The organism is Kitasatospora sp. NPDC051914 (genome assembly GCF_040680995.1).
Lineage (GTDB): Bacteria > Actinomycetota > Actinomycetes > Streptomycetales > Streptomycetaceae > Kitasatospora.
In genome coordinates this window covers 12,731-25,674 of sequence record NZ_JBFAXX010000026.1, presented here as the reverse complement: position 1 = coordinate 25,674, position 12,944 = coordinate 12,731, and the positions used below count along the sequence as shown (strand labels likewise).

At 72.2% G+C, this 12,944-nt stretch carries 13 protein-coding genes; 5 read left to right on the top strand and 8 right to left on the bottom strand.

Annotated features, from left to right (window positions below; translation table 11 throughout):
• Nucleotides 1-71: 71 nt before the first annotated feature.
• Nucleotides 72-1,211, top strand: coding sequence for a winged helix DNA-binding domain-containing protein (locus AB0M03_RS18655; RefSeq protein WP_363492645.1), 1,140 nt, complete (start codon nucleotides 72-74; stop codon nucleotides 1,209-1,211).
• Nucleotides 1,212-1,478: 267 nt separating this feature from the next.
• Here the strand turns inward: AB0M03_RS18655 and AB0M03_RS18650 are convergent, their stop codons facing one another.
• From AB0M03_RS18650 to AB0M03_RS18615, 8 genes are all read right to left on the bottom strand, one after another.
• Nucleotides 1,479-2,135, bottom strand: coding sequence for a hypothetical protein (locus tag AB0M03_RS18650; RefSeq protein ID WP_363492644.1), 657 nt, complete (start codon nucleotides 2,133-2,135; stop codon nucleotides 1,479-1,481).
• A gap of 677 nt (nucleotides 2,136-2,812) precedes the next feature.
• Nucleotides 2,813-3,457 carry an HAD family hydrolase gene (locus AB0M03_RS18645; protein ID WP_363492643.1) on the bottom strand — a complete coding sequence of 215 codons (645 nt, stop codon included), beginning with the start codon at nucleotides 3,455-3,457 and terminating at the stop codon, nucleotides 2,813-2,815.
• 169 nt (nucleotides 3,458-3,626) lie between these two features.
• Nucleotides 3,627-3,881: a hypothetical protein gene (locus AB0M03_RS18640; RefSeq protein ID WP_363492642.1), complete on the bottom strand. Its 255-nt coding sequence runs from the start codon at nucleotides 3,879-3,881 to the stop codon at nucleotides 3,627-3,629.
• Between the two features lie 312 nt (nucleotides 3,882-4,193).
• Complete coding sequence (locus AB0M03_RS18635; RefSeq protein WP_363492641.1) at nucleotides 4,194-4,736, bottom strand: MOSC domain-containing protein; 543 nt, start codon at nucleotides 4,734-4,736, stop codon at nucleotides 4,194-4,196.
• A 377-nt stretch (nucleotides 4,737-5,113) separates the two neighbouring features.
• The gene (locus AB0M03_RS18630; RefSeq protein WP_363492640.1) at nucleotides 5,114-5,677 is read right to left on the bottom strand and encodes a GNAT family N-acetyltransferase; all 564 of its coding nucleotides are present in this window, start codon (nucleotides 5,675-5,677) and stop codon (nucleotides 5,114-5,116) included.
• Between the two features lie 219 nt (nucleotides 5,678-5,896).
• A complete protein-coding gene (locus tag AB0M03_RS18625) occupies nucleotides 5,897-6,313 on the bottom strand; it encodes a GFA family protein (RefSeq protein WP_363492639.1) in 417 nt (138 codons plus the stop codon).
• 62 nt (nucleotides 6,314-6,375) lie between these two features.
• The gene (locus tag AB0M03_RS18620) at nucleotides 6,376-6,531 is read right to left on the bottom strand and encodes a hypothetical protein (protein WP_363492638.1); all 156 of its coding nucleotides are present in this window, start codon (nucleotides 6,529-6,531) and stop codon (nucleotides 6,376-6,378) included.
• A gap of 77 nt (nucleotides 6,532-6,608) precedes the next feature.
• Nucleotides 6,609-7,769 (bottom strand): alkaline phosphatase PhoX, encoded by a 1,161-nt coding sequence (locus tag AB0M03_RS18615; protein WP_363492637.1) that lies wholly within the window; start codon nucleotides 7,767-7,769, stop codon nucleotides 6,609-6,611.
• Between the two features lie 228 nt (nucleotides 7,770-7,997).
• Between AB0M03_RS18615 and AB0M03_RS18610 the strand changes: the two genes are divergently transcribed.
• The 4 genes from AB0M03_RS18610 (at nucleotide 7,998) to AB0M03_RS18595 (ending at nucleotide 12,662) form a co-directional block, all read left to right on the top strand.
• The gene (locus AB0M03_RS18610; RefSeq protein WP_363492636.1) at nucleotides 7,998-8,186 is read left to right on the top strand and encodes a hypothetical protein; all 189 of its coding nucleotides are present in this window, start codon (nucleotides 7,998-8,000) and stop codon (nucleotides 8,184-8,186) included.
• A gap of 173 nt (nucleotides 8,187-8,359) precedes the next feature.
• The gene (locus tag AB0M03_RS18605) at nucleotides 8,360-8,893 is read left to right on the top strand and encodes a DUF4253 domain-containing protein (protein ID WP_363492635.1); all 534 of its coding nucleotides are present in this window, start codon (nucleotides 8,360-8,362) and stop codon (nucleotides 8,891-8,893) included.
• A complete protein-coding gene (locus tag AB0M03_RS18600; protein WP_363492634.1) occupies nucleotides 8,821-12,483 on the top strand; it encodes a DUF4132 domain-containing protein in 3,663 nt (1,220 codons plus the stop codon). The genes AB0M03_RS18605 and AB0M03_RS18600 overlap by 73 nt, the downstream gene beginning before the upstream one ends.
• Complete coding sequence (locus AB0M03_RS18595) at nucleotides 12,480-12,662, top strand: hypothetical protein (RefSeq protein ID WP_363492633.1); 183 nt, start codon at nucleotides 12,480-12,482, stop codon at nucleotides 12,660-12,662. Before AB0M03_RS18600 ends, AB0M03_RS18595 begins: the two co-directional genes overlap by 4 nt.
• Nucleotides 12,663-12,944: the final 282 nt, after the last annotated feature.

Genomic DNA, 12,944 nt, shown 5'->3' with positions numbered 1-12,944 from the left:
AGGAGCCTCCGACTGATAGCTCTGCACCGGCGATTGCTTCGCCCGGAGGCCGAGGGTGGCAGGATCCGATCATGACCCTCACCGCGCGACAGCTCGCCCTGGCCATGTTGGACCGTCAGCTCCTGCTCGAACGCCGGCGTCTCGACGTGGCGGAGGCGGTCCGCCGGGTCTGCGCCCTGCAGGCGCAGGCACCGGCGTCGCCGTACCTGGCGCTGTGGAACCGTGTGCAGGACTTCGCGCCCGAGGATCTCGACGAGGCGTTCGCGCACGGCCGGATCGTGAAGTCGACGCTCATGCGGCTCACCCTGCACGTCGTCCATGCCGAGGACTACGAGCCCTACCACGCCGCCATGCTGAGCACCCTGCGGGCGTCACGGCTGTACGACCGCCGTTTCACCGCAACAGGGCTGACCCCCGCCGACGCCGATGCGCTGCTCCCGGAGCTCGCCGGGTTCCTGCAGCAGCCACGCACGGGCGTCCAGGTGGAGGAGGAGGTCACGGGCAGGCACGGTGAGCACGCGCACCGCGTGTGGTGGGCGCTGCGCACGTTCGCACCGGTGCACCATGCACCGACCGGCGCCCCGTGGTCGTTCACGCAGCCGAACACCTACCGCGCCTCCCCGGCGGCCGCTGTGGTCACACCGCAGGAAGCCGACGCCGGGGTCCGGCACCTGCTGCTCTCCTACCTACGTGCGTTCGGGCCTGCGTCGGCCCAGGACTTCGCCCGGTTCACCCTGCTGACGCGCACCCCGATAGCCGATGCCCTGCAGGAGCTCGGCGACCAGGTGGTACGGGTGCCGGGCCCCGGACGCGCCGCCCTGTTCGACCTGGCCGACGCCACCGTGCCCGACGATGACACCCCGGCGCCGCCGAGGTTGCTGCCGATGTGGGACAGCACGTTGCTGGCCCACGCCGTCCCCGGGCGGGTCATGCCTCCGGAGTACCGGCCCCTGGTCGTCCGGCGCAACGGCGACGTGCTGCCCTGTCTGCTCGCCGACGGGCAGGTCGTCGGGGTATGGCGCGCAGTCGACGGCGGACTGGAACTGACCGCCTTCCGCAGGCTCGGCAAGGTTGCCTGGCAAGGTCTCACCGAGGAGGCGGAAAAGCTGTCAGTGCTGCTCGCCGACCGCGATCCAGTCGTCTACCGGCGCTACGGACACTGGTGGGACAAGGGGTTTCCCGGCGTCGAGAAGACACTCGTCAAGGGCTGACCGAGTCGGCGAGCCGTTGACGTCGGACTTCTCGTGACGGCCTCGCACACCGGGCCGTGGTGTTCGGCGCCGAGGCAGCGGCGCAGCGGGGCGAGGGCCTTGTAGGCGTGGTGGTCGGCGAGGACAGCGGCGAGGGCGCCGGCCGCGAGGGCGAGGGTGATGCGGATCTCGGCCGGACGGTCGGTCCCAGCCCCGGACGCAGCTGCGCCCACCCGGCCCGGCGTCCGGCGGGTGGGTGGGCGGCCGGGATCGAGGCCGGACGGCCGGTCAGCCGTTGTGGTTGCTGATGGAGCCGCGCCACCCGGCGGACTGCCGCCCGATGTTGGTCTGGTGGGTGCGGTGGACCAGGGCCGGGACGGTGCCGGTCGCGGTGGCGCCGTCGCCGCTGGCGGTCGCGCCCGCCCCGGCCCCGGCCGGGCCGGGCCGGGCCGGGCCGGTGACCGTACGGAGCTTGCCGAGCAGGACGGCCAGGCCGAGGACGACGGCACCGACGAGGAGTGCGGCGTACTGAAGGAGCTCGCCGAACTGGCCTGCGTGCGGGGCTGCGGCGGCGACCGCTGCGCCGACCATCCACACCGCGCCACCGGCGGCGAGCGCCACGACGGAGCCGTAGAGGATGCAGTGGCGGACCGCGAGCGGAAGAGCCGGATCGGCCAATGGCTGCGCGGCCGGGACGGCCGGCGCGGCGGGTGCGGGCTGCGGCTGCGCCGCGGCGGCGGCGAGCGGGTTGTGGACGGGGACGGCGGCGATCTGGCCGTCGATGATGGCCGGCACGAACGCCTCGTCCGAGGCGTCGGGGCGCAGCGCGACGGCGAGGATCTGGCCGTCGCGGATGACGGGGCTGTAGCCGGTGGCCAGGAGACTGATCTGCGGCTCGGCCGGGGCCGGGGAGGCGGTGCGCGGCGTGTTCTGGGTGCTGCTCACGGCAGCCTCCTTCGGGTTCACAGCGCGGACAAGGGAGGGGTTTGGCGGAGGTGCCGGGCGCCTTCTGGGGCCGCCGGGCCCACCCGGTGGCGGGGCGGGTCCGGCGGCCCCCGGAGAGGCCGGGAGCAAGGCTTGTGAGGTGGCGTCAGTCGTCGGTGCGGGGGTGGCGGTCGCAGATGGTGACCTGTCCGGCGGGCCCAGGTGGTGAGGGTCATGTCGGAGACTGCGATGATGGTCTGGACGGCGGCGGTCCGACCGGTGGCGGCCAGGCGGATCAAGAGGTCTGCCGTCTCGGGGCTCCGCAGGACGGGCTCGGCGCCGTCGATGACGATGGTGATGCGCGGCTCGGCTGCGGTGGGCTCGTGGTCGCGGCCGTCCGCGGTGGCGTGCGCCACTTCCAGCAGTGGAAGTGCACCGTCACCAGCCAGCGGACCTGCCCGAACGAGAAGAACGTCTACTGCGGCGGATGAGCGCTGCCGCGCTCAATCGCGCGGATCATGCGGACGGGGGTGCCGGATAGTTCATGGACCTGGTTGTGCGTCAGCTTCCGTTCAAAGCAGGCAGTTTCGACCGAAGGCCGAGGGTCGAGGCGGTGTGCCCGGGCAAATTGGCGCGGTACTCGCGCTGTCACATCCGGTGCGCGAATCGCCCGGCCGAGCGCGTAGGTAGGTGATTCGTCAGTTGGCCGCAGTGATTTGGCCGACCAGATCCTCGAGGGAAGTGGCTCGGTAGTCCGCGGCAGCCGCCTCCGGGCTGCCGCCCGTGAGGTGGCCGATCGGGCCGCGGCAAAGGTGCGCCGTCCGCAGGCCGGCCGCGGCCGCGGGTACAACGTCGTTCGCCGGATGGTCGCCGACGTAGAGGATCTGGTGCGGCTCGCCCGGTGCCCACTCGGCGATCCGGGCAAAGAAGGCGGGGTTCGGCTTGGCTGCGCCCCATTCGGCCGAGGTGGCGATGCCGTCCACGGGAAGGTTCAGTGCGCGCAGACACTCGCCGGCCCGCAGATTCTGATTGCCGGCGACACCCACCCACAGGCCCTGATCGCGCAGCCGCTGAAAGGCGGGGCGGACGTCGGGGTACAGGTCGGTCTCATCGAGATACTCGTCGGCACCGGCCGCTCGCCGGGCACGCCATTCCGCGCCGATGTCACAGCCGGGCTTGAGGATCCTGATCGCGTCAGCATTGTCACGGCCCTCGGCGACAACCGCGCCGACCAGAGCGGACATGGTGTGCGCGGGTACGCCGAGCCACCGGGCCCAGTCAGACCAGTACCGGGTGTCGCTGGTGAGGGTCTCGCCGATGTCGCACACCACCGCCTTGATCATGCAGGCAGCGTAGCCAGGCGTCGCGCCGACGACCAGCCCCTGCCTGAAGCCCTGTCCCGCTCCGAGCAGCCGATCGAGCGTCACTATCCGTTGCCGGGCCGGTCACACCGGCATCGCGGCACGGCCGGTGCGTGCGACGTCACCGGACCACAGGGTCCCGCCCTGATGGTCACTGATCGGGGTCGTCTTGATGGTGTTCTGCTTGCGTGCCGGATGAAGGTCCGTCTGCCAGGGCGGCCCGCCTTCGAACGGCGGACTTGGTCTCCATGCCGTCGATGCACAGGATCACGCCCTCCGCGTCGGCATAGGCGAACACGTCCGCCAGCGTGCGCCGCCGGATGCCGCGCGGTTCGGAACGGCGAACCCGCGCGGCCGGCAGCGGCCGGGTCCCGCTGATCGCCTGGCCGGTGGTGGAGGTGCCCACCTCACGCCCAGTGCCGCATGTGTCAGCCCGGTCCACAGATGGACCAATGTCACCAGCACCCGGTCGATGAAGGCCAGTTCGCACTTCGGGCCGGTTCCAGTCCCGCGTTCCCCGCTGCCGCTACGCCGCTCGTGGCGTCCGGATTCGCAGCGTGCTTCTCAGTGTGGCGCGAGCTCTTCGACCAAATCGCCGAGATGTTGGCGCGATATGCCGCAGAAGGAGGATGAGCCATGGCCGCGCGGGCCTGCTTGATGTTCACACCGCAAGGACCCGTGCGGCCGTCGACACGTCACGCCCCGCTTCGAAGTGAGGTCAGACCCGGTCGAGGGGCTGATGCGGATCGTCCGGGAGCTCCACCGTGATCGTGTCGCCGGGACGTACCACGCCGCCCACCTGGACGACGCTCATGATGCCGGCCTTGCGCACGATGTTCCCGGCCTCGTCACGGCCGACGACCTTCTTCAGCAGTCCGTCCTGGAAGTTGTCGATCTGCAGGCAGGGGTTGCGCAGGCCGGTGACCTCCACGATCGCCTCGTCGCCGATGCGCAGCAGTGTCCCGACGGGCAGGCCGAGCAGGTCGATGCCGCTGGTGGTGATGTTTTCGCCGAGCTCGCCGGGCGCTACGTTGAATCCCTCTTCGCCGACTTCGGTGAAGAGCTCCTCGTGGATGAGATGGACCTGGCGTAGGTTCGGCTGGGTGGGATCCTGCGCGACACGCGAGCGGTGCTTGACCGTGACGCCGGCGTGCACGTCTCCCTCCACCCCGAGCCCGGCGAGCAACATGATGCTGGCCCGGTTGGGCTTGGTGAACGAGTACTCGCCGTTGCTGCTGACTGCCGTTACCGTCCCGCTCATCCCGCGGCCCCCTGGTTGGTAGCGATGATTGCCACGAGCCTAGCCCGCGGCCCTCAGCGCACGGCACCTGCGATCAATGCGGGGCAGGCCGGTTGCGGTCAAACGCTCGGACTACTTCGGGGGTTGACCCCCAGAGCAGGATTTGCGGCGAGACCGGTCCGGGTGTCTTGGTTGCAGTGCGGGGCTGCTGCCGGGGTGGGGCCGCCGTGCCGCGCCGCCGCTACTGCTGTCGGCCCGGTCGCTGATCGCCCACGACGGGGTGTCGTTGACGGTAGCCAACAGTCCGTGGCGGGCCCCGGGTTCAACCTGGTACGACTTCTGCCGTCCACCTACCGGTTCCGGTGGGCGTGGATGCAGAGCGGTCGTTCGCACCGTGGCTACTGCCGCTCCCACTGCTCCTTGGTGATCTCGTACCGTACGCCTCCGTGCTCGGCGCCCTCGATCATCTCCATGTCGGAGGGGGTGGGGATGGTGTCCGCGAGCGCCATCTCGAGCTTCTCCATGATGTTGCGCGAACCGTGGTTCACGGACATCGTCTCGGCCCAGACCATGCGCACACCGAGCTCCGTGAACGCCTTGCCCAGCAAGGCCCGCGAGCCCTCGGTGGCATAGCCCTTGCCCCAAGCCGCCTGCCGCAGCCGGTAGCCGAGTTCGACTTCGTCCAGCGGGCCCTGCGGCTCGGGACGCAGGATGAACCAGCCGATGAACGCGCCGCCGTCCTTCTCGTGCGCGGCGAACAGTCCGAGGTCTCCGCCCCACCTCTCGTAGCCGGCGAGGATGTTCGGCAGGTAGCGCTCGCGGACGAGCTCCGGCGCGGTCGGACTGCCACCGGTCAGGTAACGCATCACCGCCGGGTCGCTGTCCAGCTCGATCAGCAGGTCCGCGTCATCGGCAGTGAAACGGCGCAGGGTCAGACGCTCGGTCTCCAGGTAGGTGTCCACGAGTCGATCATGCCTGAAGCAAGTCGGACAACCCAACGGTTTCCTCGGCAACTCGGGGCGTTGCCATGACGTCGCAGGATCCGGAGGCGCTCGCCCGCTACCGGGAGCTGCAGGCCGAGCTGTGAATCGTGTGTTCGGGGGGAGGAGGTTCCGGCACCGTCCATGGGGGGTGGGGCCGGGTGGCGGGTGTGATGCGCCCGCCGCCCGGCTCGCGTGTGGTCAGCCCACGGTGGCGCTGTGCCTGATGTCCGGGACCTGGGGCAGCCAGGCAACCGCGTCCTGGCGGAAGGACTGGTTGACGGGAACGAGGTCTTCCGCCTGGTCCAGGGCGCTGAGGTTGACGGCGATGGAGTCGCCGCCGTAGTCCAGGGCGCACACCTGGCTGCCGCACTCAGGACAGCGCCCGCGCTTGGTCTCGCCCGGGAAGGTGTCGAACCAGACCGGCTCGACGCCGTCGCTCCAGGCGAGTCCGTCCAGTGGGAAGGACACCCACGACATCATCGGCCCGCCACCGAGTTTCTGGCAATGGAGACAGCTGCAGGTGTGCGGGTAGTCCGGTTCGCCGTCGGCGGTGAACCGGAGCTTTCCACACAGGCAGCCGCCGGTGCGGATCTGGAGGCCGAGGACGACGTTCATCAGACCATCTTCCTTGCTTGGTAGGCGAGTTGGACCCATCAGTGTGCCATCCCGTTGAAGATCTACAGGAAGCCCCCGGCGGCCTGCGGCAGGTCGGGGTGATGGATGTCGCTCTTCCTGATGAACTGCGCGAGGCCCTCGATGTGGGCGCCCTCGATGTCATCGACGGCGTCCTGATCGCCGTGCGCCGCCTGCGTCCCCAGCGTCGAGCGGCACACGGACCCGAAACGGCGGGGCCGTACCTCCCCACGACGATGGGAGGGTACGGCCCCGCTGTTCGGTGCAGGGTGCAACGTCAGGTGCGGAACGGGCCGGTGACCTCGTAGGTGATGCCGCCGGAGGAGCTGCCGCTGGTGCCGCGCTGGCTGGAGAAGTAGAGGCGGGTGCCGTCGGGGGAGAATGCCGGGCCGGTGATCTCCGAGCTGGACTGGCCGGTGACCCGCAGGAAGGGGGCGACGATGTCGTCCGGGGTGATGATGCAGATCTCCATGTTGCCACCGTCCTCGGCGACGTAGAGGTCGCCGAAGCTGGAGCCGGTGACGTTGTCCACGCCGGTCAGCGGGGCGGTGCCGGGGTTGACGAGCGAGTCGTCGTAGGCCAGCTCGTACGTGCTGTTCGCCAGGTTGACCTGCCAGACGCGGTTGTCGCCCTTCGTGGTGAACCACACCGTGTCGTTGGCGTAGTGACAGCCTTCGCCGCCGTTGAACCGCTTCGCGCCGGAGACTTGGTCGCGGGTCACCGTGGGGGAGCCGTCGGGGTCGGGCACCGTGCCCCAGGCGAAGGAGCCGGAGGTGCCGGTGCCGGCCTTCAGGACCTGCAGGGTGCCGGAGGACAGGTTGCCCCAAGTGGTCGGGATGAACCGGTAGAAGCAGCCGTTGGTCTCGTCCTCGGTCAGGTAGATCACCTGACGGGCCGGGTCGGCGGCGGCGGCCTCGTGCTTGAACTTGCCCATCGCGTCACGGCGGGTGGCGGGGTTCACACCCCAGGGGTCGGTCTCGTAGACGTAGCCGAGGCCGACCTCCTCACAGGACAGCCAGGTGTTCCACGGGGTGGCGCCGCCCGCGCAGTTCTGCCGGGTGTTGGACAGGATCCGGTAGGCGCCGGTGACGGTGCCCGAGGAGTTGAACCTGACGGCGCTCGTGCCGCCGGCGGGGTTGATCTCCGAGTTCGAGACGTAGATCCATCCCGTGCCGTCGGCGAAGCAGGCGCCACCGTCGGGAGCGCTGTGCCAGGTGTACGAGGTACCCGAGACCACCTGGCTGGACCGGGCGATGACCCGGCTGGTGAAACCGCTGGGCAGCTGGATGCCGTTGGCGTCGGCCGCGAGGAGCGAACCGTACGGGCCGGGGCCGTTCTGGGCCGGGGCCGCGTAGGCGGCGCCGTGCACGAGCGTGCCACCGAAGGCGGCGGCCGAGGCGCCGACGACGGCGCCGCGCAGGAAGGTACGTCGTTCCACGCTGACTCCACTGGAGACGTGATGGTCCACCACCCGGTCGGGCGGCGGGACGCGCCTCGGAAGGCTAGGGAGCGGGGGTGGACTCCCCGGCAACGACCGGTGAACGGCTCCCCCGGACACCGGGAACAACACTGTTCACCGTTCACATATCATCTAGCTACACAGCGTCACCACACGAAGAGGCCCGCCCCGTTGGATGTGCCAGCGGACATCGAGCAACCGGGCCCTGTGCGATCGCGGATCTCCGCCTGCCGTACCACCACCCGGGCCCAGGTCGACTTCACCGACATCGACGCAGACGGTCGCGGTGATTACCTCCTCGTCAACGGCGCCACCAGCGCCTGGCTGACCAACGGTGGCAACGACTTGGCCACTCCGGGCTGGATCGAGGACGGCCGGATCCTCGGCACCGTCTGACATCCGCCTAAGCGGTGGTTGGGCATGACGAACACCCGGGCCGCCATGCCGGACGTCGCCGGACAGGCCCGTTCTGCGGACGCCTTCGGTCGGTGCGGCCCACGATGGACGCCGTCAGGTACCAGCCGGCGGCGGGCCGCCGGGCCCCGCGCCCTCCCCCGGCCCGGTGCGCGATGCCGACCGGCACCCGGACGCCGGCCGCCCGGCTGCTCGGCGCCGCGCCCGGCGTGCGGATCGGTCTGGTGCCGGCGGCCGACGGCGCCGAGGCGCTGACCGTCTGCGGGTGGACCGGGCCGGTCGACCACGAGGGCGACACCGCGAGGATCTCCGCCGTACTCGCCGACCGGCGGCGCCGTCTCGGCGCTGAGGTGGTCGGGGCCGGTTTCGACACCCTCCGGCTGAACGTCGCGGCCCCGCCACGGAGCACCGACGACGCGCTGCGGGCGGCGGCCGAACGCACGGCGCTCCGCCCGGACAGCGTCTTCCATGAGGCCGGCAGCCCTCGCCGATCACGCAGCGCCACTGGCCGGCTCGGGCAGCCGGTTCCTGTGGCGGGGCTGAGCCCCGCGGACGACCTGTCGGTGGGCATGGCTACTGTTCCCCCTGATCAACCGTTCGAGGAAAGGGCGGAGCTGTGCGGCGCTGGGAGTTCGTCGAGGGTGGCTCGGACAAGTTCTGGGAGGCCGCGGTCGACGGTGTTGTGGTGACCGTGCGCTACGGCCGGTCCGGCACCGACGGACGGGAGCAGAGCAAGGAGTTCCCGACCGCGGAGGCGGCGCAGGCGCACTTCGCCAAGACGGTCGCCGAGAAGGAGCGCAAGGGCTACCGCGAGGCCACCGCCGGGGCGGCGCCCGCCGCACAGCCGGTCGCGGCCACCCCGCCGGCCGCTGCCCCCGTCGCCCCGGGCTCCCCCGAGACCGCAGACCTCCCGGACGCCGTGGACGCCCCGCTCGACGAGGACACCTTCGTCCTGCCGGACGCCTGGCGGCGGATCCTGATCCCCCGCCGGGGCGGCGTGCCCCGTGCGACGACCGCGCCGACGCGGAACGCGCCGGCGAAGCTCCACGCCCTGGTGGCGGAGCAGGCGGAGTGGGTGGAGCAGGCGCTCGCCTCCTCGCACAGCAATGCCGACCTGGTCGAGGCTGCCCGCGCGCACCTGGGCGGCGTCACCGACCCGCGCGGCGCGGCGGTGGTGGCGGCGCTGGTCGCCGACTCGCCGGAGGGCTACCGCCGGGTGGTGGACGGCTGGGTGGTGGAGCACGGCCTTCCGTTCGCGGCCCGGGCGGTGGTCGAGCTGCTGGAGGTGTCCGTGACCTCGGACTCGTCCAACTCGCGCCGGTTCAACCCGCGGGTCGGGGTGGCCAAGCACCGGCACCGGGCGTCGGTGACGCACCGCCCGGCCGCGGACCGCGTCCGCGCCCTGCTGGCGGTCTGCGACGAGGAGACACACGCCGCCGTGGTCGAGGCCCTGGCTGGCTGCCGGAAGGACCTGCCGCGCCTGGTGGTGGCGGTGTACCTGGTGCCGTCCGAGACGGCGTGGGCCGAGGAGTGCCTCCGCGCGTCCGCGGGGCTCGACACGGCAGCGTGGTCGATGCTGCTCTGCTCGCTCTCCTCGGCCGAGCCGCTCAAGGAGCTGGACCGCCTCCCGAGCCTCGGCTGGGACGGCTGGTCGGCGGAGGTCATCGCCACCGTCGCGGAGGGGCTCGGCGGCGGCGCCGCGCCGCTGCTGCTGCACGCCCTGGCCCACGACTACCTCTACAGCGATCGGCGCAAGCAGCTGCTGGCCGCGGTCGCCGAGCTGCCGTCCGACGACGCGTTCCGCGGCCTGCTGACCCATCAGGGCGACGACAAGGCGGCCCGCGGGGCACTGGTGGCGGCGGTCCGCCGCTACCCGCGCCGGGCCGTCCGACTCCTTGCCGAGGCCGCGACGGCCTCCGCCGATCCGGCCGTCCGGCGGCTCGCCGTCCAGCTCCTCACCGCCCACGTCGCCGCCCACCGTGCGACCGCGCTCGAACTGCTGCCCGAGCTGACGCCGGAGCAGGCCGCCGTGGTGCAGCCGCTCACCGAGCTCGCCGACCGGGTACCGGACGTCCCGACCGGGTCGCTGCCCGCGCTGTTCACCAGCCCGCCGTGGACCCGGCCGCGGCCCACCGCGAAGCCGCGCGTGCTGACCGGCCTCACCGCGCCGGACGGGCCGCAGCTGCGCTGGCTGCCGGGCGAGCAGGACGCCTGGGCGACCTCCGAGTCCTGGTACGCGCGCTGGTCGGACGGCGACTGGCAGCGGATCGCCGACACGATGCGAGCTGCGGCCGAGCGGCCCGACGACCCGCGGCACCACTCCAACCGGCACGAAGAGCTGGCGCTGTTCGCGTACGGCGACGAGGAGCTGGGCCGTCCACTGATCGCGCGGTGGCGCGGCGACGAGTACATCTGGGACGCCGCCGGCGCGCTGCGCCGGGTCGCCGCCCGCTTCGAGACGGACGCGCTCGAGCCGGTGCTGGCCGCCGCGCTGCACAACCCGGCCGCCCACGCGTCGCTGCTGCTGCCCTATCTGGACGTCCGGGTGGCCCAGGCGATGGCGGACTGGCTGGTGCGCCTCAAGTCGGCCGGCGACACCGCCCGCTCCTGGTTCACCCGGCACGGGCTGGACGCGGCCCGGTTGCTGGTGCCCGCCGCGGTCGGCAAGGCCGGCGTGGCCCGGCGCGGCGCCGAGCACGCCCTGCGGCTGATCAGTGGCGCGCACGGCGCCCCGGCAGTGTGCGCGGTGGCCGGCGAGTACGGGCCGGACGCGGCGGAGGTGGTCGGCGCGATGCTGTCCGCCGACCCGCTGGTGAACGCGCTGCCGGCGAAGCTGCCCCGGCCCGGCGACTGGGCGGAGCCGATGATGCTGCCGCAGCTGCTGGTGCGCGGCGGCGGGGGTGCGCTGCCGCCCGAGGCGGTGCGGCACGTGCTCACCATGCTCGCGCTGTCCAAGCCGAAGGCTTTCTACCCGGGCCTGGAGCAGGTGGCGGAGGTGTGCGAGCCGCAGTCGCTGACGGCCTTCGGCTGGGCGGTGTTCGAGCAGTGGCGGCTGGCCGGCATGCCGGCCCAGGACGGGTGGGCGCTGCACGTGCTCGGCCGGCTCGGTGACGACGAGACGGTCCGCCGGCTGACGCCGGTGCTCCGGGCGTGGCCGGGCGAGGGGGCGCACCACCGGGCGGTGGACGGCCTGGAGGTGCTGGCCGCGATCGGCAGCGACGTCGCCCTGCTGCACCTGCACGGCATCGCGCAGCGGGTGAAGTTCAAGGCGCTCAAGGCCCGGGCACAGGAGAAGATCGCCGAGGTGGCGGCCGGGCTCGGCCTGTCCGGGGAGCAGCTCTCCGACCGCCTGGTGCCGGACTTCGGGCTGGACGCCGACGGCACCACCGTCGTCGACTACGGCACCCGCACGTTCACCGTCGGCTTCGACGAGCAGCTCAAGCCGTACGTGCTGGACGCGGACGGTGCCCGCCGCAAGGACCTGCCGGCCCCGGGGGCGCGGGACGACGCCGAGCTGGCGCCGGCCGAGCGCAAGCGCTTCGCGGCGCTGAAGAAGGACGTCCGCACGGTGGCGGGGGATCAGATCCGCCGGCTGGAGGACGCGATGGTCACCCGGCGGTCGTGGTCGGCGGAGGAGTTCGACCAGCTGTTCGTCGGGCATCCGCTGCTGTGGCACCTGGTGCGTCGGCTGGTGTGGCTGGCCGAGGCGGACGGCGCCACGACGGCGTTCCGGGTCGCCGAGGACCGCACCCTGGCGGACGTCCAGGACGAGGTGTTCGCGCTGCCGGCGGGGGCGACCGTCCGGCTGGCCCACCCGCTGCTGCTCGGCGACGACCTCGCCGCCTGGTCGGAGCTGTTCGCCGACTACGAGATCCTGCAGCCGTTCCGTCAGCTCGGCCGCCAGGTGTACGCGCTGACCGACGAGGAGCGGGCCGGGCACCGTCTGACCCGCTTCGAGAACGGTCCGGTGCTGCCGACCGCCCGGCTGGTCGGCATGGAGCGGCGCGGCTGGCAGCGCGGCGAGCCGCAGGACGCGGGCGTGGAGCGCTGGCTGTCCCGCCGGGTCGGTCCCAACCGCTACGTGGTGCTCGCCCCGGAGCACGGCATTGCGGTCGGCATGCACGACGTCCACCCCGAGCAGCGGGTCGAGACCGTGTGGCTCGACATCCGCCCGGGCGACTACTGGTCCCGCGGCCGGGCGTTCCCGACCTTCGCCGAGCTCGACCCGGTGACCGCCTCCGAGGTGATCGCCGACCTGACCGAGCTGACCGCGCCGTGAACCCCGCCACCCACATCGACAGCTGCACGGACCACCAGGGGAAGGTCGCCATGACCACCGCCGCCGAGGACATCATCGCCCGGCACGCCCGCTTCCGGATCGGCGGCCTCGAGAACGGCGAACTCCCCTGGTGCACCCCTGGCCCTGCAGGCGAGCCGCCACCGGCCGGGACCTGGTAGCCGGGCAGGCACACAGATACCCCGGGCCGGCGGCGCTCCGGCCCGGGGCAGGCGCCCCCAGGCGGTGCGCACACGCTACGCCCGGCCGCCGACAACGTCCTCGGTCTTGACGGGCTCTCCCCGGCCGGGCGCCGGGTCCGCTGGTGCGGTGAGACACCGGCGCAGGAGGTGACCGGCCATGGTCCAGCAGCACCCGTGCCCCACGTGCGGCGGCAGCAGGGTGGTGGCTGGCTGATGCGCCTCGTCCTCGCCTGCATCGACTGCATCGACTGCATCGACTGC